The following is a 19,349-nucleotide window of genomic DNA, read 5'->3' as shown; positions in this document are numbered from 1 at the left end:
TTCCCGATCCGAGCGTCGCCCGTCGCCCCCTGCCCCGCGTGCTCACCGGGTCGCCGGGGGGGGCCCGTTGCCGACGGGTGGCAGGTAGTCGGGTCGGGAGGTGTCGACCGGGACCAGGTCGCCCGGCGGGGCCAGCTCGGCCAGCTCCCGGGCCGGGTAGCCCAGGGCGTGGAAGAGCTCGAACTGGGCCCGGTTGTGCTCGGCCACCGTGGCGAAATACTCGTCGATCGCCAGCTTCAGGAGCTTCAGCGCGAAGACGGCCTCCGAGGGCCGGTTGACCAGCACGAGCACGTCGCCGAACCGGGAAGTCTGGCTCAGGCCCTCGTAGGTCCCGTCGAAGGTGATGATCGCCGTCCGCAAGGCCCGGTCGGCCTGGGTGACCCGGGCGGCGGCCGACTGGAGCCTCGCCTGGGCCCGGGTCACGTCGGCGGCCACCCGGTCCTGGGTGGCGAGCAGGTCGATGATCTCCCGAGACTGCTCGCCGCGCTGCTCCTTGATCCGGGCCAGGTTCCCCAGTCCCATCCCCTCGAGTTCCCAGAGCGGCTGCACGCTGAAGTCGAACCGGCCGCTCCACTGGTCGAGGCTGCTGTTGGGCCCCATGCCGAAGATGCCCGCCTGGATCTGCTCGTAGGGGGTCTGGAAGCCGTTGATCCGGACCCTCGGCAGCATCGGACGGCCCTTCTCCCGCCGGATCCGCTCCTCGGCCGCCGCCACCATCGCCCGGTGCGAGGCCAGCTCGGGGCGATTGGTCAGGGCCACCGGCATCAGCTCGTCCAGCCCCCGGGCCGGGTCGACGAGGGTGAGCTGGAGGTGGTCCGGTTCGAGGGGCTCGACGACGGCCCTCGGGTCGAGCCGGAGCACCTGGGTCAGGTCGGCGCTGCCGACCCGCCAGGCCTCGCGGTCGGAGGTGGCCCGCTGCTGCAGGTCGGCCAGCATGTTGCGGGCCCGGTCGACCTCGACCCGAGGGACGAGGTCGCCGCTGAGGCGGTCGACCCGTTCGACGAGGTCCCGCCCCCGGCCGACGCAGTACAGGGCCCCGGCATAGGAGCCCCGGGCCCGGTGGACGGCGAAGTAGGCGTCGGCGACCATCATCAGGGCGTCGTTCTTGGCCGCCTGCACGTCCCAGTGCGTCGAGTCCAGTTCCCGGCGGGCGACCAGGGGTTCGAAGTAGACGTCGGTCAGGGCGACGTTCTGGACCAGGCCGCCGCCCCCGTAGAAGAAATTGACGCTGGGTGCGGTGAGGATGCCCTTGTTGAAGTCCGGCCCGCCGCCGTCGTGCCGGATGTAGTTGGCGCCGAGGTTCAGCTGGGGTACCCAGAGCACCTTGGCCCGGGCGAGCTTCGCCTCGGCGACCCAGGTGCCGGCCTGTGCGGCGGCGACGACCAGGGGCCGGGCGTCGGCCAGCCGCAGCGCCGTGGCCAGGTTGATCGGGAATCGGAGGTCGGTTGCCGCCGAAGGGGCCGGATCCAGTTGCACCAGGGGCGGGGGCGCCTGCCGGACCCCGCCCGTCGCCGGGGAGTGCGGGATCACGGGGGGGGGAGGCAGGTCGCCCGGGGTCTCGGGGATCCGGCTCGGGACCGGGGTGGGGATCTCCTGCCCTGCCCGTGTCGCCGGGGGCCCGCCGAGGGTGACGGCGGGCGAGGGGACGGCGACCAGGGCAAGCCCGAGCGACATCGCGACCAATCGGGCCATCGCCTCGACCTCCTCCCCGAGCGATCCCCGAGGGGGCACGCCGCCGCGCCTCCTGGTCGGGATGGGACGATTCTCCTATCGACCCATCCCGAGGAGGAAATTGAGGAGAGCCCGGGATCGCCCACCCCCGGAGCCGGGGTCGCCCCGCCCGCCGGCCCCGACCGGCCGCGCCGCATCGGTGCCCCCAGCCCCGCCGGCGACTAGCTCGGCGTCCCCGGCGAGATGGCCCCGAGGCGTCGGGCTGCCCCGACACATCCCGGCCGATCCCCCCCTGAGGGGCCCGACGCATCCCGGGCCGGGAGACGGGCCCGGGTCCCTCCGTTCGGGTCCCCTCCTGGCCGGACTCGAATCGGGTCGGGGGGAGGCGAACACAACACCGAGGATCACATCGCGGCTGAACTCATTCGAAGGGGGAGTGGCATCCCCACCGAGGGTCCGGCCGGAGGGCGTGTGGATCGCGGAGGAAGGGACTCGGGACGACCGGACGGACGGGCATGACCGCCGCTCGCCGAGGGGCCCTGGACAGGGTGCGGTGACGGTCACGATCGGACCGCAGTCAGGCCGAGCCGCCGCCCGCCCGAGAGGAGAAACGCGGGATGCGTTCGGATTGGGATATGCGGAAATGGGCGCACCAGGATTCGAACCTGGGACCTCACCCTTATTCAGAGTCCAAATCCGGTCACGATCGCTCAGCCCGAAACGTCCGACTGGTAGAAGTTTACACCGAGTCGACCCCGGTTGAAATCCGTCGCGTCCCGACGCGTAAAGTCCTGAGCTTTGGTGGTACGGATGGCCCTTCCGTAGTAGTCCGTGGTAGTGTAACCATGTTCCGGAATTATGGGTTTTCCCACGAGGTGTTGGCCCTCCCCGGACACGTTCGCCGGAGAGGGCCCATGATTGGATGGAAACGGGTTGCCAGGGCTCACTCCCCCGACGGCTCTGGGAGGGACTCCTTCGTGTACTCCGGAGGCTTCGGGGCCTCCTCGTCCTCCGGGATTACCGGAGCCTCCGGGGCCATGTCACCTTCGGGGTCGATGTCGAGCTGCGAGAGCAGGGCGGAGGAACTCGGCTCGTGGAGCACGACGTGCGGCTGGCCCCCGACGCCATACACGTCGACGACCCAGGGCGTAAGGAACTCGCCGGTGCCCTGCACCGCCGTCGGGACCCGCGACGGATCGGGTCGCCAGGTCACCATCGCAATGTGGGCCCGGTTGAACGCATAGCTCCCGGCGGTGATGAACTGGTCCGTCGGCCCCGAGTCGACGACGTGGTCGAATTGCCGGCCCCAGACCGCCGCCCCGGCCACCAGCACCGCCGCCAAGGGGACGGTCGCCATCCAGCGGAGTTTCATAGACAAGCCCTCCTCGATTGGTCCTATCGGGTCATCTCGGCCGCCAGGGCAATGTAGCGGGGAGGGGACGGCCGTGATAGGGGAGGCGCGGGATGGCCGATGATCACCAGGGCGACCACCTCGACGACGACCCGGCCGAGGCGTGGGCCTGGCTGCCCTACAGGACCGGGTACGCCGCGGGGCATGACCTGGTCGAGCGTGAGACGTTCGCCGGGGGGGCCGTCACTCCCGGCCGCCGGCCGATGCCGACCTTCGACGAGCTGGCCCGGCGGCTCGGTTGGGAGGGACGCGGCCCCCGGGCACTGGAACTGATGCGCCAGGGCTACACCGATGCGGTCGAGCGACGACGGCCGAGGTACTGAGCCTCGACGGAGGCCGGGCCCCCGGGGATGATTGGGAGGCGAGCCCGGCCCGAGGGATTCGGCGTGGAGTGACCGGCCGGGCGGTCGGGCACTCCGGCCATCAGAACCGAGGAGCCCGACACGAACCGTGCCCGCCCGGGTCCGCCCTTCTTGTACGACTACGGGCGGACCCGAGTGCCTTGGGTCTTCGGCTCGCGAACCAGGCAAGGGAGGTGAGGGTAATGCGGCGAGTGGAGACGATTTCATTTACTTTATTTATGGCGATTTTCGGATGCAATGGGGATGACGGCAGCTACATACTAGGACGCCGATACGCTTTGGTCGAGAATGAGCGGCTTTGGGTGGACGGCGAAACCTCGACGGCCGGCGAACTCCTCGACGAAAGCCTCCGTCGGGCGACCGAGACGACCCCGGACGGTACGTCGACGGGGGCCCTGATTGGTCTGGTGACTTCAAAGGGCCTTGGCACTGGCAGCGTCGTGAGGCTGCTCGGGGAAGAAGAGACGCCGGACGGACATCCGGTCGTGAAGGTGTCCGTCGAGCGGGCAACCAAGATTGGAACAGCCCGCCCGATTGACCTTGGATTCCTGGACGCCGCGGAGGGAATGGTCGGCGTGATCGAGGCGAGGAATTTCAAGGCGGTCGAGGCGGAGTAAAGCCGGAACGAGGGCCCCGGACGCCCTCTCGGGCGTCCGGGGATAGAGCGGTCAGAATTGCGAGGCGAGCCCGGCGATCACGAAGGGCCCGATGAATTTCGCGAGGTCCCCGAGAAATTCCCCGAGGCTGCGAAGGAATACCCCGAGGCCGGCGAGGGCCTCCGGGTCGATCCAGACCGCGAACGCGATGGCAAAGGCGGGGGAAGGTCGGGACGGACGGAGAACGTCCTCCCGGGCAGGAGTCAGGTTCTTTCTGGGATTCACGGAGGAGAGTCCTTGTGGGTCAAACGGGAGGGGTAGCCTTCGAGGGGGCCCGGCGGAGTGATGACCCGCCGAACCCCCTCTGGTTTAAGACGACGCCCGGATGCCCTGGTAGAGGAACTCAGCCCCAGCGATGTACCCAGGGGAGACGAAGTCGCGTCCGAAGTCGGGCAGGTCATCCCGGTCCCAGCGTCAGGTACTTGCTTCGGGGGAACTGATACCGCCACGGCGGCATGCTGGCCTGGTGGGCGTCGATGGCCTCCCTTTAACCCAACGTAGTCGACCTGGTGCATGCGGTTCCCGCGCTCGCCTCTGATCTGGATGGAGGACAGGCATGCTGTTGAAGTCGACGGGCAGTTAGATCGGCCCGTCGCCGATCGGGCCGACGTTCAACCGCCGCAACCTCGGGAGCGAACTCACGGAAGCAACGCCAGCGGCATCGAATGCCGACGCCCCCGGGTGGCCGAGGGTGCGAGCCTCGGGGCCGGGAGCGGGTACTATCTCGGATAGTTAGGTGGGTCAGGAGCCTTCGGCGTCGCCCGGCACGTCCGGCCGTCGCAACGCCGGGACCTGGCCTGCTTCCCTGTCGATCGCCCGCAGCAGCGCATGGGCCACCGCCTCCGCCTCGGTGGACGACAGCAGCAGCGTCCCCGTCCCTCCGGGCGGGTCGGACAGCTCCATCTGCACGGCGACCCCGCCGCCGCGCGGGTCCGACTCGTCGTCGCTGCGCGACACGTCGCACAGGCGCACCGAATCGCTGGTGCGGGCCCCGCCGATCAGCAGGGCCAGGTGGGCACTCGGCGTCTCGATCGTCATCGGTTGACCTCCGGCTCGCGAGTGGTGGCACGCCCCGGGCGGACCAGGGGCGGGGCGTGCGGCGGGGCAACCCGACGGCCCCGCCGGTATCCTGCATGCAATATTAAGCCTATTGTTGGGGTTTTGCGCTCAATAAAAACTCCGACCCTCGGGGGAGGATCGGAGCTCGCGGCCGGGGCAGTGATCAGTCTCCGAACCGGGTCACGGTCGCCGGCCGCCCGTGGTGCGTCTGGACGACGGCGACTACGCGGTCCCCCTCGGTCACGATGAGCTTCCAGAGTCACACCAAGTCGCAATTACCACGGATGACGAGGGGGGCGGAGCAGAGTGAGATGACGCGGTCCAGGTCGACGGCCCCGGCGGAGAGCCCAAAGGGCTCATTGGACCCCTCATCGATACGGTAGCCCCCATCCAAGCGTCGCCATCGCCCTCCCCATCGGATCGCCGCAGGGACCTTCGTCGTGACCCCGGCCATCCGTCGACCGGGTTGCACCGCTGGCCTGGGGGAGACGCCCTCCGCTGCGGGCGACCCGTCACTGCCCGGCATCCCCATCAAGGCCGAGGAGCCGCATCGCATCCTCGTGGCGCGCCTGCCGATCGGCCGCCATCTCCCGGCACCACAAATAGGCCCCCAGGGCCACACGCGGGGTGGCATAGCTCACGGAACGGAGGTCATCGACCAGGCCCTCGCCCGACCAGCAGTTCTCCAGCGGGTCTTCGAGCAGGTCGCCATCTCGGTCCCGCACGACCCAACGCTCAACGATCTGTTCGATCCAACAGCCGTGTTCGAGCTTGATCGGGAGGCCGGTCACCCCGGCCCGGTCGACCTGATCTGCCCACTCCGGTCCGGGGACCGCGGAGAAGTCCGCAGGCCGGCCGGCGTGGGCCTCGCCCGCCCGGCGGGCCTCCTCCCGGAAGTGTCGCGCCCACTCCTCGTAGGTGCAGTCGAAGTCGGACGATTCCGTGGCCTCGGCCACGACGACCAGCGGGCCCTCGTGCTCGCCCTCGATCTCCCCGGGCTCGCACGGTCCGACGTGCAGGTCGTGGTGGAGGTCGACGATCATGCCTACCAATCGCGGCTCGGGAGGCTCGGGGCGACCGCACAGCTCGCGGAGCGTCCGCCGGATCTCGTCGAGCTGCTCGTCGGTCGGGTCCGGCGCGACGGCGATGTAGTAATTATCCGGGATGTCCAGGATCGCCCTCCGGCGAGAGGCGACCTCGGGATCCAAGTCCTTGAGGTAAGTGACGTCGAAGTCCTCGTCGTCCCAGAGGACGCGGTGTGCGAGGCCGTCGACGAGGTACTCCCAGTCCTCGACGACGGCCGAGTCGAGGACTGGAGGGTGCCACTCCATGTCGTCCTCGTCACCTTCCGGCGCCGGATCTTCGTCCTCACTCACCGGACTGCCGGCCGCCTCCCCAGGCGCGGCCGACCGGGCTCGGGGCTCGGACAGCTCCCCCGCGCCACGGGTCTCCGGCTCCCGATAAGCTTCCAGGGCCAGCCGACGCCAGTTCCGGTCGGACGGGGCCTCAGCCCGCTCGACCGGCGCCCCCTCGTTGTCTTCGCTGGGCTCCTCGATCTCGATCTCGATATTGTGGACGATGTGCCGGTAGATCGCCGCGACCGTGCCCTCGGAGAAGGCGGTCAGCTCGGGCTCGGGGACGTCCTCATCTCGAAGGGCGCGGCCGACGAGGGCGAGCATCGCGAGCTTCTGGCCGTACTGGAGCGAGTCGAAGGCGGGCGTGTCGACCAGGGACGCCGTGGGGTCGCCGTACGAGAGTTCGACCCACTCCCAAGTCGCCTCAGGCCCGGCCTGGAACAGCGCCCACTCGGCCCCGCGCAGGACGCGAGGGCCCTCTTCAGTTCGCCACATCTTGGCATCTCCGAGGGTGCTCAGTGAGGCCGGGTAGCCCCCTACGAGCGAGCGGTCTGTCCGGGTTCCTAGTCTAGCCGCCGCGAGATCGATCCGCCGAGCGGATTCGGTCCGCCTCGTCCGGAGGCGGGACAACGCGCGGCGCGTACGGGCGAGTGTCGTCGCGGGACGTCACGATTTACTCACGTCTTCATTCGGCGTCGGGTCCGCCACCCGCCGAAGCCGGCCAGACAGGCACCAAGCAGTCCCACGAGGAGCGAGGACGGCTCGGGGACGGCCGTGATCGTAATGCCGTGGACGTTCAGCCGCTGGAGTTCATAGTTGCCCCAGTCGCTGACCCGGATCATGTCCAGGGTCTGGGTCCGGAACGCGACCGGCAGCTCGACGGTGAGCATGTCGAGTCGGTACGCCCGCTGGAAGCCGCTGCCCGCGGCGAACACCTCGACGGTGGACGTGCCGTTGATCGCGTTGGTGTACTCACTGAACAGCCAGTCGCGCACGTCCTCGTCGCCGTCCAGCGGCCGGGCGTAGTACGCCCCGCCCGAGCCGAAGAACTCCAGCATCGCGAAGCTGCCCGGAAGCCGCTCCCCCTTGTGCGTAGTCAGGAGCAGGTGGGCCGACTCGACGCCGAAGGCGCCGACGCCGACTTCGATCGACACGGGCTGGTCGCCGTGGTCGAGGGCGACGGCGGCGGCCGACCAGGTGTTCGGCCCGCCCTCGGGGATGGCGAATACGACCCCCCCGATCGTCACCTGCCCCTCCGGGTATGCCGAGGCGCAGCCGATCGCCGTCCGAAAGTCCTGCATCCTGGCGTTGTGGTGCTCGGAGAAGTCGACCGAGAAGCCGCCCCGGGGCTACCGCACTACAACTGCTGTCATTCCTTTGAAGGACCTGAAGCAGATAGTCGTCGTCCCAGCCGGCCTTGAGACGCTTCGTGACCCCGCTCCCCTTGCCCGGTGCCCGCCACCACAGCGCGACCGCCACCCGCCGGATCAACGCCAGGTTGGCCCCGGCGTTCTCCGCCCGGATCCGGCTGCGATCCCCCCGGAAGACCACGTCGAGGGCCCAGTGCAGCCCGTTCTCGATACCCCAATGGCCCCGAATCCGGCCCGCGAACTCGGCGGCTGTCCCCGGGTGACTGGCGATGTAGTAGGGGGTGGTTACGGCCCGCTCCCCGCCGACCTCCCGCTCGCGGTTGACCTGCACCACCGCCGCCACGTCCGGCCACCCCGCCGGCAGGCCGACGGGGTCGTAGATCACCGTCACGTACCGCTCCTCGTGCCGCCCGTGGCCGTCCTCGTCCGACTCGTGACCGTCGCACCGGACATCCTCGAAGTCGGCCTCGCACGCCCGCTCGAAGACCGACTCGACGGCCGCCCGGAGCGTCGGCTGGTTGTCCTTGACGGTCAGCAGAGAGTGCCCCTGCTGCTGGCGGATGATCCGCGCGTCCTCGACCCGGCAGCCGGCCGCGTCGATCGTCGCGATCGCCCCGGCCAGGTCCAGCACCCGGAGCAGCGCGGGGATCGCCGCCACCTCGTTCGAGCCGCCCGGGACGCAGGCCGTGCCGAGGGCCAGGCGGTTCTCGGCGGCCCACGCCGTGACGACGTGCAGGCACCCGGTGGCCGTGTCCCGCCTGGCCGCCCGGGCCGACTTGCCGTCGATGGCGATCGGCACCAGGCCGGTCGCCCCGCAGGCCGCCGCCATCCAGCGCCCGAACGCCCGGGCGGACGCCCCCGGGGCCAGCTTGGCGAAGACCCGCTCGAAGGTGTCCGGGCTGGGGATGCCGTTGTCGAGGCGGAGGAAGCGGCGGAAGAACCCCTCCTTGGTCCTCCCGTACTCGGCGATCGCCTCCCGGGACTCGGCCCCGCCGATGACGGCACAGGTGGCGACGGTCAGGATGTCGGTGAGGTCGTGGAGCGTGTTGGCCGTCTCCCGGCGGGGGTCGGGCACCTCGGCGAAGACGGCCGTGATCGGCAGTGGCGGCATGGGATGGGGCTCCTGGTTTCCCCCCGGCATAGCCGGAAACCCCTACGCCGTCAGTAGTTCATAGTGCGGTAGCCCTGGGGGTCCTCCTGGCATCGGTGTGGGGTCGTGACCAACCCCGCAGGATGCCCGGAGTCCCTCCCGTGCTCGAGTGGCGATAAGCCGTTCGTCGTCCGGAAGTTATGCGTTACTGAGCCCAGCCTTGCCAAAGAGACAAGGACTCCAACCGGAGTGGGATCCCGGCGTGGCGGATGAACGAGGCCGGCAGGTCCGGTCGCTGCCGCAAGGCCGAGAAGCAGGTTCGGTCGCTGCCGCAAGGCCGAGGACTCGTCCCACAGCCGGAGCCGGAGCTCTCGGGTGTCCTCGGGCGCATAGCTCGGCAATCGCGGGTACTCGGTGTCGCCCCACACCCCTTCGTCCGGATTCGCATCCGGGGCGTAGCCGGGGAAGTCCTCGGCCTCGATCCCCGGATGCTTGGCCTGGTACGCCTCCACCACCCTCGACCGCTTATGGATCCCGCCCCGGTCCCGGAGGATCGTCATCGGCCCCCGGGGCCGGCCCCGGGGCCGGGCCAGGAAGGAGACCGTGTCCTCCCCGTGGGCGTTGGCGTCGTCCGGCAGCAACCGGAAGACGAGGTTGGGCCGCCGGAGCGCCGGGCTGACGGCCACGGCGCCGATCGCCGAGATCCGGCCCTTGCGATGCCACGCCCCCTGGATCGGGGCCTTTCCCCCGGGGGCGTAGGTGCGGCGGGCCACCGGCTCGAGCGGGGACCCCGACCCGTCGAGGAAGGCGAGTCGGGCCTTCCGCTGCTCGGCCCGCTCGACGATCCGGCGCAGCACCTCGGCCCTTCAGCGGGCGATCCCCTCCTCGTTGCGCTGCTTGGCCCGCCTCTGCGGCCTCTGGCCGGCCCGGTTCAGCCGCCGTCGGATGAGCTTGCGGGCGTGCTCGACGTGGTAGGTGACGCCGAAGCGGCGGCGGATGACCTCGGCGACCCGCTGGGCACTCCACGGGTCGTTGGGCCAGCCGTGGGCCCTGGCCCCCCGCGGCAGCAAGTCCTCGAGCTCCCGGAGCCGCTCGTCGGAGGGCCGGGGCGTCGGGCCGGGATGCGGCCTGGCGGCCAGGGCCTCGGGGGAGTCCTTGGCCATGCCGAGCCGGCGATACAACGAGGTACGGCAGACGCCGAGGATGCGAGCGATGACGGTGGGGGACTCGCCCTGCTGCATCAGTTCGACGGCTCGGCGACGGCGGCGTTCCAGTTCGCCTGCGGTCCCGATGGGCCTCATACCGGTACTACGCCGCAAACCGCCCAGGTGTTTCTTTGGCCAGGATGGAGTCAATAACCATTGAGGGCGACCGCCCAGTGGAAGCCGACCGCCCCGCGGACGACCTCGGGGTGGTCGATCAGCCAGCGGCATCGACCGATCAAGGGGCGCTCCAACGCTTCCAGGTCGTCGAAGCCCTCGTTGGCCACCACCGCGCGCAGCGGCGGCCAGAGCGGCTCGGCCGGCTGCAAGTCCGGCGTGCGGGGCGGCAGCCGGTGCCGCACCACGTCCGGCGGCACCGCCAGGCGCCTGGCCACGTGCCAGCCGGCGTTGTCGACCGGCACCACCAGCAGCCTCTCGCCCGCGGGGCCCGCCCACCGGGCGAACTCGCCGAGCGCTGCGGCCATCCGGTCGGTATCCGCCGCCGGCAGGATCGGCTCCAGGTCGCGGCCGCTGGCCGGGTGGACGAAGCCGTAGACGTAGAGCCACTGACACCCGGTGCGGCCGTTGGCCGTCGGTCGTCGCCCCTTGACGGCCCAGACCCGCCGGGCGACGGGCTTGAGCCCCGGCCGGGCCTCGTCCTCGGCCCACAGCTCGGCGGCCTTGCCCGGGTGCTCGGCCCTCAGCCCGGCCAGCCGGTCGGCCAGGTCGCCTTTGCCACCTCCGCTGCTCGTCGGCCGTCGCCGCCCCCGGGTCGCGGGGCCGGGGGACCTGGAGGCTCAGGCCCAGGCGCCGCAGCCGGCGCCAGCCGGCCTCGACGCGGACGGCCACGCCCCACCGGTCGCGGACGTAGGCGGCCACCTTCGGCCCGGCCCACAGCCCGCCGTCGTCGGGGCGGCCCTGCAACGCCTCGAACAGGACGGCCTGCTGCTCGTCCGGGGGCTTATGCCGGCCGCCGTCGCGGGCGGCCCGGCGGTCGGCCCGGCCGGCGGGCCCCTGGGCGTCCCACCGCTTCAGGATGGCCCGGACCCAGGCGGGGGTGAGGCCGACCCGGGCGGCCACCGCGGCGGGGGCGGGCGGGTCGGCGGTGCGGGTCAGCAGCCGGAGGACCTGCCCGTGGGTCTTCTCGACGCCGGAACGGCAGGCGCGGTAGCGGCGGGCGATCTCGCCGGGGTCCAGGAGCGGGGCGATCGGCAGTCGGTCGCGGGCCATGGTGCTGCCCTCCATGCGGGCGATCCCCGCATGAAGGATAGCGATCCAGGCAATTCCGTATTACACGGATCGACGTTGCACCAGTCCGAGAGCCGGGCATGCCGCATGAAGGACTGTTCGATTATAGTCGGACGAGGGCCAAGGCGACGTTTCTCTTGTGGTCACTTGTTCAGGAGCGCGAGGGGTGGCCCCTGCTCCTTCGATCTCGGAAGGTGCAGCCACTGCGTGATCCAGCGTTCGTTGATGAGTAGAGTCACCGGCACCTGGACCGGTCTACCGCGAGGCTCCTGGAAGATCGAGCCGCTCGGAGGCCGGAGCACTGCGCGAACCGGTTGCGTGAATTGGGGCGGAAGACGCCGCACGGCAGCGGGCTGGGCAAGGTCCGCTGGGTGATCGAGCGGACGATCGCCTGGCTCAAGGGCTGCGTCGGCTCCGGGTGAGGTACGACCGGCTCGGCGTGATCATGGACGCCTGGACGACGCTGGCGGCCAGCGTGATCTGCTTCCGCATCCTCCACGAGAACCCCGCGTAGCCATATCCCTCAAAGGGCGTGAGAGAGGCGGCTTCGGTCGGCCAACCCTTCGGCGATGTTCAGGCGGGTGGTCCGCCAGCCGACTGACCTGCCCCCGCCGTTGATCCTGCTGGCGAATCCGAGATCGACCAGCGGGTGGGGCTTACGCTACGTCCCAGGGGAATCCCACCCGGACGGAGCCCGCACATGTCGCTTCACCCACGGCCGATCGGATCGGTGCCCGAGGAGGCCGCCCGCGTCGCGCACGCCGCCTTCCCCGGTGGCAACACCTACATTGCCCTGCGCGATGAGCTGGGCACGATCTTCCGAGACGACGACTTCGCCGACCCGTACCCGAGCCGCGGCCGCCCCGCTGAGTCCCCCTGGCGGCTGGCCCTCGTGACCGTCTTCCAGTTCGCCGAGGGGCTGTCCGACCGCCGCGCCGCCGACGCGGTGCGCGGGCGGATCGACTGGAAGTACGCCCTCGGCCTGGGGCTCGACGACCCCGGCTTCGACGCCTCGGTCCTCTGCGAGTTCCGGGCGCGGCTCGTCGCCGGCTCGGCCGAGGGGCGGCTGCTCGACGCGCTCCTCGATCTCTGCCGCGGGCGCGGCTGGCTGAAGACCCGCGGCCGCCAGCGCACCGACGCGACGCACGTCCTGGCCCGCGTCCGCAACCTCGACCGGCTCGAGTGCGTCGTCGAGACGATGCGCCACGTCCTGAACAGCCTGGCAGCGGCGGACCCAGAGTGGCTCCGCCGTCAGGCCCGGGCGGAGTGGGTCGAGCGCTACGGCCGGCGAGCCGAGGAGTCCCGGCTCCCGGACTCCGAGGAGGGCCGCCGCGCCCTCGCCCGGGAGGTCGGCAAGGACGGCCACGCCCTGCTGGCGGCGGCCTACGACGCCGGCGCCCCGCCCTCGGTCGCGCGATCGCCGGCGGTCGAGACGCTGCGCCGGGTCTGGGTCCAGCACTTCCTGGTCGAGGCCGGCGGGCTGCGTTGGCGGGCCGAGGGTGACGGCATCCCGCCCTCCGCCGCGTCGATCAACTCGCCTCACGACTCCGAGGCCCGGTACGGCAAGAAGCGGTCGACGATCTGGGTGGGCTACAAGGCCCACCTGACCGAGACGTGCGACGACGAGTCGCCCCACCTGGTCGTCCAGGTGACGACCGCGCCGGCGCCGGCGGCCGACGGCGATGCCCTGGCCGGGATCTACGAGCAGCTGGGCCGGAAGGATTCGCTGCCGGGCAAGCACCTAGCGGACACCGGCTACATCGACGCCGAGCTGCTGGTCAGCAGCCGCCGCGACCACGGCGTGGAGCTGATCGGGCCGACGCGGCCGGACTACGGCTGGCAGGCCCTGGCCGGCGGCGGCTTCACGGCGTCGGACTTCGCCATCGACTGGGAGGGCAGCCGGGCCACCTGCCCGGAGGGGCGCGTCAGCTCGGGGTGGACGCCGGCCGTGGAGCGGGACCACACCGAGGTCGTGCACATCAAGTTCTCGAGGAAGGACTGCAAGCCCTGCCCCGCCCGAGAGCGGTGCACGGGGGCGGCGAGGCGGTCGCTGACGATCCGGGCCCGCGAGCCGTTCGAGGCGCTGAGGGCGGCCCGCGCGCGGGAGGAGACGGAGGAGTACCGGGCCGACTACGCCCACCGCGCGGGGATTGAAGGGACGATCTCGCAAGCGGTCCGGGTCGCCGGGCTGCGGCGATCGCGCTACGCGGGTCGGGCGAAGACGCACCTCCAGCACCTGGCGACGGCGGCCGCGATCGACATCTTGCGCGTCGTCGACTGGCTCGCGGAGGCACCTCGAGAAGCGACCAGGACGTGCGCCTTCGTCCGGCTGATCACCGCGGCCGTCCCGGCCTGACATTTCGCCAGCAGGATCATCGGGGGGGGCAGTCTCTATGTTAAAGGCTATCCGGGAAGCCGGCTTGGCCCTAGAATCCCCGCGGTAACAGGAGACAGCATCACGGTTTAGCCACCTACGCCCCGATGCGAAAGCCCTACAAGACTGACCTGACTGACGCCCAGTGGACGATCATCGAGCCGTTCATCCCGCCCCGCCGGCCCGGCGGTCGGCCACGCGCGACCGACATCCGCGAGGTGCTCAACACCCTGCTGTACCAGGCCCGCACCGGCTGCCAGTGGGAGTTGCTGCCGCACGACCTGCTGCCCAGGAGCACCGTCTGGGACGACTTCCAGCAGTGGCGCGACGACGGCACCTGGCAGCGGATCGCCGACGCCCTCCGCCCGCAGGTGCGAGAGGCCAAGGGGCGTGAGCCGACGCCGCGCGTCGGCTACATCGACAGCCAGACGGTCAAGGGCACGGAGGTCGGCGGCGAGCGGGGCTTCGACGGCGGCAAGCTGGTCCGCGGGCGGAAGCGGCACGCCCTGTTCGACTCGCTGGGGCTGCTGCTGGCGGTGGTGATCACCGCGGCCTCGGCCGACGACGGGGCGACGGCCCCCGAGGTCCTGGGGCGGCTGGACCGGCCGCGGTATCCCCGGCTGGAGGTGATCTATGGGGACACCAAGTACAACAACCGGCGGCCGGACGGCTGGCTCCAGGAGACGGAGGCCCCCTTCCGGGTCGAGGTGGTCAAGCGTCCCGAAGGGGAGGCGGGGTTCGTGAAGCTGCCGAAGCGATGGGTAGCCGAGCGGAGTTTCGCGTGGCTGGGCCGGGACCGGCGGCACAGCAAGGACTACGAGTGGAATCCCGAGTCGAGTGGGGCGTGGGTGCGGATCAGCGCCATCGGGGGGATGCTGCGGAGGCTGGCCCCCGACGAGACGCGGAAGCCGGCTCCATTCATGTACAGGAAACCCCAGGCCGCCTAGCTTTCCGGATAGCCTCTCAGTGCGGTTTCTTGTTGAATGTAGCGGTTGACGCGGTTATCCCTGGGACGATATGGAGGGCCCCAGGGATGAGAGCTTAATCGACCGACCTCCGCGAGCGGGTCGTGGCGGCTTGCGACGAGGGCGACGCCACCCGCGAGCAGGTCGCCGCCCGCTTCTCGGTCAGCGTCTCCTGGATCCGCAAGCTGATGCGTCAACGGCGGGAGACCGGCTCGATCGCGCCGCGGCCGCACGGCGGCGGGCGAGCCCCGGCCTTCGACCCCGGGGCCGCCGGGCGGCTCCGCGAGGCGGTCCGAGCCGATGACGACGCCACGCTGGAGGGGCTGGCCCGCGTCGCCGGCGTCTCGTGCTGCCCCTCGGCCGTGCACCGGACGCTGGTGCGTCTGGGGATCACGCGCAACAAAAGTCGCGGCGGGCGGCCGAGCAGGACCGGCCCGAGTTGAAGGAGGCGCGATCCGCCTGGCGGGCCGAGTTCGCGGCGACCGACCCGACTGGTCTTCGTCGACGAGACGGGCGCGAGCACGGCGATGGACCGGGCCTACGGCCGGGCCCCCAGCGGCGTGCGCGTCGACGGTCCGGTGCCCCACGGGCACTGGAAGATCACGACGTTGACGGCCGCGGTACGCCTGGGCGGCGTGCCGGAGCCGGCCTGCCTGGCCTTCGACGGGGCGACCGACGCGGCCGGCTTCGAGACCTACGTCGGGCGATGCCTGGCGCCGGCCCTGCGGCCCGGCGACCTCGTGATCATGGACAACCTGGGCAGCCACAAGACGGCCGAGGTCCGGCGGCTGATCGAGGCGGCCGGTGCGGAGGTCCGCTACCTGCCGCCGTACAGCCCGGGCCTCGACCCGATCGAGCAGATGTTCTCCAAGCTCAAGGCGTGGCTGCGGAAGGCGAAGGCGCGGACGGTCGCCACCCTGATCGACGCGATGGGCGAGGCCCTGCGGGCGGTCCGTCCGGCTGACATCCTCGGGTGGTTCTGCCATAGCGGGTACCCGACCGGCGAGTCAACCGCCACACTCAATCCGAAACCGCACTAATGATCCAACCGCCCCGGCCATAGACGCCGGGCCGAGGAGCGCAGCTCCGAAGGCCGGCGTCCACGGCACGATCGCCTCGGGTGCCGGCGGCCGATAGCCCAGGCTGCTGTGCGGGCGGACGGTGTCGTACCGAACCCGCCATCGCTCGATCAGCACCTTCGCCCCAGCAGCGTGTCGAAGATTTCGCGGTCCGGCAGCTCATCGCTGAGCTTGCCGTTGAACGACTCGATGTCGCCGCCCCCCCACGGGCTGCCCGGCTCGATGTTGAGGGTCGTCACGCCCACCCGCTCAAGCCGACCCCTCACCGCCTGGGCGGTGAACTCCGGGCCGTTGTCCGACCGGATGGGCCCGGGCACGCCCCGCCGCACGAACGGGTCCGAGAGCCGCTCCAGGACGTCGTCGGCCTTGAGCTCCCGCGCCACCGCGATGGCCAGGCACTCGCGGGTGTGCTCGTCGATGACCGTCCGCATCCGGAAGGCCCGGCCGTCGCGGGTCCTCGCCTGCACGAAGTCGTAGCTCCGGGCGTGGTCCTTGTGCCCGGGACGGAGCCGCACGCACGACCCGTCGTTCAGCCACAGCCGGCCGCGCTTCGGTTGCTTCGCCGGCACCTTCAGGCCCTCCCGACGCCACAGCCGCCCGAGGCGCTTGCGGTTGACGTCGAAGCCCTCGGCCCGCAGCAGCGCCGTGACGCGGCGGTGGCCGTAGCGGCCGTATTCGCAGGCCAGCTCCACCATCCGGGCCACCAGCCGCGCCTCGTCGTCGGGCACGGCCGGCGCCCGCCGCTGCGTCGAGCGGGCCTGGCCCAGGACCTTGCAGGCCCGGCGCCGCGAGACGCGGTCGGGGCCGAGCACGCTCCGGACGTGCTCGACCGCCTCGCGCCGCTTCGCCGGGCCCAGTATCTTCCCGAGGCCGCCTCCCGGAGGATGGCCTTGTCCAGCTCGGCGTCGGCCAGCAGCCGCTTCAGGCGCGCGTTCTCGCCTCCGAGCTGCTTGAGGCGCCTGGCCCGGTCGAGCTCCCTCCCGCCGTACTCCTTGCGCCAGCGGGAGTAGGTCTGTTCGGTGATCGCCAGTCCTTGCGGGCCTGGGCGAGGGCCACCCCCCTGGCCGTCTCGACCTCGGCCTCGCGGTGCTTGGCGATGACCTGCTCGGGCGTGTGTCGCTGCCTATTGGCCATGGTCCCGCGCCCCTGGGGTTGCCGCCCGCGATTATCGCATCGCAGCTGGTCTCGTTTCCGGGGGGCAGGTCAGGTGGGCTTGCAGGTGCTCGGTGGCGGCGCGACAGACCTGCCGACAGTCGAGGGGATAATGCTTCGGGCGCATGGCTCCCTCCGGTGATGACCTCGTTGCCAAAAGTCATTCTACGGAGGGGCCTTGCGTCATCCACCTCAACCCCTCGACTCCAGGTCCGTTCTTGGAACTACTGGGTCCGGCCGAATGGGCCAGCTTCGTCCGCGGGTGGCGGCATGGGCGGCAGCGCGGGCGGAAGTCCCGGGTCGTCGTCGGGCTCCGTATCGGGGAGGAGTTGAGCAGGCGGGAGGGTTTCCTCGATCAGGGCAGGGGCTGGCTGGTCGACATTTGGGACCTCGTAGGGATCGGGAGGGTTGAGGTGGTCGCGGTAGGGGATGACCCCCTGGAGGGACGCTCGGAGGGCCTTGAAATATCGGCCTGACCCGTAATGGATCTGCGAGAGCGCCCAGAAGTCCTTGTCCCCGAGGGCCCCGTGCACGAGGGGGATCGGATGCAGCACGTCTTCCCGATCGGCGATCGACCACAGGGTACCGCCGCCGAGGGCCTGATAGGCGTTCACGACGGCGGTCAGCTGCTGTTCCTTGGTGTCGATCAGGGCCGTCCTCGCGTCCCTGAGGTCTCGCTGGGCGGTGAGCACGTCGAGGTATTCGGTGCGGGCAAACTGGAAGAGCTGGTTGGCGACATCGACCGCGGCCTCGAGCGAGGCCAACTGCTGCTTCCTGAGCGCGACGCTCTCGCTGTAGTTCTGCACCTCGGTCAGGCGGTTGACGACCTCGGTGAAGGCCTCGAGGATGGTTCTCTGGTAGTCGTAGATGACCTGGAGCTGCCGGGCGTTGCTGGAGAGGTAATCGGCCTTGATCGCCCTCCGATTGACCAGCGGGCCGACGAAGCCCGCGGCCACGTTGCCGAGCACCGCCGCCGGCGAGAAGAGGCCGGCCATGTTGAAGGACTGGAGGCCGACGCCGGCGTTGAGGATCAGCTGGGGGAAGAAGTTGACGCGGGCGACCTGCACGTCGAGCCCGGCGGCCTCCAACTGCCGCTCGGCCTGGCGGATGTCGGGCCGATTCTGAAGCAGCTCCGAGGGCACCCCGACGTCGAGCGAGTTGATGTACAGGTCGAAGAACCCCGCCGAGTTGCGCTCGACGCTCTGCGGGTAGCGATAGATCAGGACGTTGATGCGGTTCTCGGTCTCGATGATGTCCTGGTAGACGATCAGCTTCTCGCTCTGGTTCCTGCGGACCTCGGCCTCGAACCGGAGGACGGCCAGTTCGGTGTCTCGGGCGGCCTCCTTCCTGGCCTCGGCGATTATGAGGCTCTGCTCCAGGAACGCGATGATCTGGTTCAGGTTCTCGAGCCGCTTGTCGAGCGCCATCAGCCGGAAGTAATTCTCGGCGATGTCTGCGACTAAGCGGGTCTCGAAGAAGTTCCTCCGCTCGATGGCGGCGACGTAGCGCCGAGCCGCCGCGTCCCGCGCATTCCTCAGCTGCCGATAGATGTCGACCTGCCAGGTGAAGTTGGTCCCGAGCAGATAGTTGGCGTGCGGGTTCTTGAAGAATTTATCGGGGTTTAAGACGAAGGGATCGACGTCGATGGCGGCCCCCTCGAGCGTGCGATCGCTGAACCGCTGTAGGCCCACCTCGGGCCCGATGGTGAGGAAGGGCAGGTAGGCCCCGGAGCGCGACAGGATCTCGTTGCTGGCGATCTGCACCTCCTCGTTCAGGATCTTCAGCTCCCGATTGTCGGCCAGGGCCTGTTCGATCAGGCGCAGGAGCGTCGGATCCCGGTAGAACTCCTGGACCCCGAGCTGGGAGGAGTTGTCCGGGGTGGTCACCCCGTTGAAGCTCTCAGGCAGCGCCGGCATCGGATCCGGGGGACGGCGTGGGGGGATGCCACACGCCGGCAGGACGAGCAGGATGATGCTACCGGCGATTGCCCTCGCAATCTGGCGCGTCCTGCGACCGGTGTCCGAGGATTTCGACGAGAGGGCCATCAGCCTTGTCCCTGAGGAGTTTGAGATGGTCGGCGATTGCCGCCGAACGATCCCTAGGCATCCGTGTCCCTACTCGCGTCCGGCATGTTCAGGGGCGAGATCGGCGGGAGCTTGAACAGAACACGCGAGGGGGGGAACCTTGTTTGGATCGACCCCTGAGGATTTTGACTTGAGTGACGTTTGTGACGAATGGCCCGGTCGCCCGAATTCGGGGGCGTCCGGGGTGTCGATCGGGATGACGTCCTGCCCTCTCCCGGCGTGACCGGGGGCGATTGGGACCGGAGTGGCATGCGAGATCGCCTCGTCGACT

The 19,349-nt window shown here is 70.4% G+C and carries 15 protein-coding genes and 3 pseudogenes; 6 read left to right on the top strand and 12 right to left on the bottom strand.

The window, feature by feature from the left end; genetic code table 11:
- Positions 1-42: 42 nt before the first annotated feature.
- Positions 43-1,692, bottom strand: coding sequence for a TolC family protein (locus ElP_RS12720; RefSeq protein ID WP_145269782.1), 1,650 nt, complete (start codon positions 1,690-1,692; stop codon positions 43-45).
- Between the two features lie 922 nt (positions 1,693-2,614).
- The gene (locus tag ElP_RS12715; protein ID WP_145269780.1) at positions 2,615-3,043 is read right to left on the bottom strand and encodes a hypothetical protein; all 429 of its coding nucleotides are present in this window, start codon (positions 3,041-3,043) and stop codon (positions 2,615-2,617) included.
- 92 nt (positions 3,044-3,135) lie between these two features.
- Here ElP_RS12715 and ElP_RS12710 point away from each other — a divergent pair, with 92 nt between their 5' ends.
- On the top strand, positions 3,136-3,405 hold the full coding sequence (locus tag ElP_RS12710) for a hypothetical protein (protein ID WP_145269778.1): 270 nt from the start codon (positions 3,136-3,138) through the stop codon (positions 3,403-3,405).
- Between the two features lie 221 nt (positions 3,406-3,626).
- Positions 3,627-4,061, top strand: coding sequence for a hypothetical protein (locus ElP_RS12705; RefSeq protein WP_145269776.1), 435 nt, complete (start codon positions 3,627-3,629; stop codon positions 4,059-4,061).
- Between the two features lie 780 nt (positions 4,062-4,841).
- Here the strand turns inward: ElP_RS12705 and ElP_RS12700 are convergent.
- The 8 genes and pseudogenes from ElP_RS12700 to ElP_RS41180 form a co-directional block, all read right to left on the bottom strand.
- Positions 4,842-5,138: a hypothetical protein gene (locus ElP_RS12700; RefSeq protein WP_145269774.1), complete on the bottom strand. Its 297-nt coding sequence runs from the start codon at positions 5,136-5,138 to the stop codon at positions 4,842-4,844.
- Positions 5,139-5,671: 533 nt separating this feature from the next.
- On the bottom strand, positions 5,672-7,009 hold the full coding sequence (locus ElP_RS12695; protein WP_145269772.1) for a hypothetical protein: 1,338 nt from the start codon (positions 7,007-7,009) through the stop codon (positions 5,672-5,674).
- 182 nt (positions 7,010-7,191) lie between these two features.
- Positions 7,192-7,572, bottom strand: coding sequence for a PEP-CTERM sorting domain-containing protein (locus ElP_RS37960; protein ID WP_197446936.1), 381 nt, complete (start codon positions 7,570-7,572; stop codon positions 7,192-7,194).
- Complete coding sequence (locus ElP_RS12685; protein WP_197446935.1) at positions 7,487-8,995, bottom strand: ISAs1 family transposase; 1,509 nt, start codon at positions 8,993-8,995, stop codon at positions 7,487-7,489. The genes ElP_RS37960 and ElP_RS12685 overlap by 86 nt, the downstream gene beginning before the upstream one ends.
- Positions 8,996-9,045: 50 nt before the next feature.
- Positions 9,046-9,831, bottom strand: a complete 786-nt coding sequence (locus ElP_RS12680; RefSeq protein ID WP_145269768.1) for a transposase — start codon at positions 9,829-9,831, stop codon at positions 9,046-9,048.
- Between the two features lie 9 nt (positions 9,832-9,840).
- Positions 9,841-10,275: a winged helix-turn-helix domain-containing protein gene (locus ElP_RS39595; protein ID WP_145269741.1), complete on the bottom strand. Its 435-nt coding sequence runs from the start codon at positions 10,273-10,275 to the stop codon at positions 9,841-9,843.
- 50 nt (positions 10,276-10,325) lie between these two features.
- Complete coding sequence (locus tag ElP_RS39590; RefSeq protein WP_231749827.1) at positions 10,326-10,847, bottom strand: transposase; 522 nt, start codon at positions 10,845-10,847, stop codon at positions 10,326-10,328.
- A 70-nt stretch (positions 10,848-10,917) separates the two neighbouring features.
- Positions 10,918-11,406, bottom strand: a pseudogene (locus ElP_RS41180) (winged helix-turn-helix domain-containing protein); the annotation flags it as partial.
- A 718-nt stretch (positions 11,407-12,124) separates the two neighbouring features.
- On the opposite strand from ElP_RS41180, the gene ElP_RS12665 reads away from it, so the two are divergent.
- The 4 genes and pseudogenes from ElP_RS12665 to ElP_RS12650 form a co-directional block, all read left to right on the top strand.
- Positions 12,125-13,780 (top strand): IS1182 family transposase, encoded by a 1,656-nt coding sequence (locus ElP_RS12665; RefSeq protein WP_145269764.1) that lies wholly within the window; start codon positions 12,125-12,127, stop codon positions 13,778-13,780.
- A gap of 125 nt (positions 13,781-13,905) precedes the next feature.
- Positions 13,906-14,745 carry an IS5 family transposase gene (locus ElP_RS12660; RefSeq protein WP_145269762.1) on the top strand — a complete coding sequence of 280 codons (840 nt, stop codon included), beginning with the start codon at positions 13,906-13,908 and terminating at the stop codon, positions 14,743-14,745.
- Positions 14,746-14,867: 122 nt separating this feature from the next.
- Entirely contained in the window at positions 14,868-15,206 is a 339-nt protein-coding gene (locus ElP_RS12655; protein WP_145269760.1) for a COG3415 family protein, read from the top strand.
- 45 nt (positions 15,207-15,251) lie between these two features.
- Positions 15,252-15,803: pseudogene (locus ElP_RS12650) on the top strand (IS630 family transposase); the annotation flags it as partial.
- Here the strand turns inward: ElP_RS12650 and ElP_RS12645 are convergent.
- Positions 15,771-16,976: pseudogene (locus tag ElP_RS12645) on the bottom strand (IS3 family transposase). The pseudogenes ElP_RS12650 and ElP_RS12645 overlap by 33 nt on opposite strands.
- Before the next feature lie 242 nt (positions 16,977-17,218).
- Entirely contained in the window at positions 17,219-18,910 is a 1,692-nt protein-coding gene (locus ElP_RS12640) for a TolC family protein (RefSeq protein ID WP_231749701.1), read from the bottom strand.
- Positions 18,911-19,349 lie beyond the last annotated feature (439 nt).

Source organism: Tautonia plasticadhaerens (genome assembly GCF_007752535.1).
GTDB classification, from domain to species: Bacteria; Planctomycetota; Planctomycetia; order Isosphaerales; family Isosphaeraceae; genus Tautonia; species Tautonia plasticadhaerens.
Note: the sequence above shows the minus strand (reverse complement) of the source record. Positions and strands in the feature narration are given on the sequence as shown.

What these genes read in the sequence shown, in the direction of transcription:
- ElP_RS12685 (WP_197446935.1), bottom strand. Translation starts at nt 8,995, where the DNA reads ATGCCGCCACTGCCGATCACGGCCGTCTTCGCCGAGGTGCCCGACCCC.
- ElP_RS12710 (WP_145269778.1), top strand. Translation starts at nt 3,136, where the DNA reads ATGGCCGATGATCACCAGGGCGACCACCTCGACGACGACCCGGCCGAG.
- ElP_RS12705 (WP_145269776.1), top strand. Translation starts at nt 3,627, where the DNA reads ATGCGGCGAGTGGAGACGATTTCATTTACTTTATTTATGGCGATTTTC.
- ElP_RS37960 (WP_197446936.1), bottom strand. Translation starts at nt 7,572, where the DNA reads ATGCTGGAGTTCTTCGGCTCGGGCGGGGCGTACTACGCCCGGCCGCTG.
- ElP_RS12660 (WP_145269762.1), top strand. Translation starts at nt 13,906, where the DNA reads ATGCGAAAGCCCTACAAGACTGACCTGACTGACGCCCAGTGGACGATC.
- ElP_RS12695 (WP_145269772.1), bottom strand. Translation starts at nt 7,009, where the DNA reads ATGTGGCGAACTGAAGAGGGCCCTCGCGTCCTGCGCGGGGCCGAGTGG.
- ElP_RS39595 (WP_145269741.1), bottom strand. Translation starts at nt 10,275, where the DNA reads ATGAGGCCCATCGGGACCGCAGGCGAACTGGAACGCCGCCGTCGCCGA.
- ElP_RS12640 (WP_231749701.1), bottom strand. Translation starts at nt 18,910, where the DNA reads ATGCCGGCGCTGCCTGAGAGCTTCAACGGGGTGACCACCCCGGACAAC.
- ElP_RS12700 (WP_145269774.1), bottom strand. Translation starts at nt 5,138, where the DNA reads ATGACGATCGAGACGCCGAGTGCCCACCTGGCCCTGCTGATCGGCGGG.
- ElP_RS12715 (WP_145269780.1), bottom strand. Translation starts at nt 3,043, where the DNA reads ATGAAACTCCGCTGGATGGCGACCGTCCCCTTGGCGGCGGTGCTGGTG.
- ElP_RS12665 (WP_145269764.1), top strand. Translation starts at nt 12,125, where the DNA reads ATGTCGCTTCACCCACGGCCGATCGGATCGGTGCCCGAGGAGGCCGCC.
- ElP_RS12720 (WP_145269782.1), bottom strand. Translation starts at nt 1,692, where the DNA reads ATGGCCCGATTGGTCGCGATGTCGCTCGGGCTTGCCCTGGTCGCCGTC.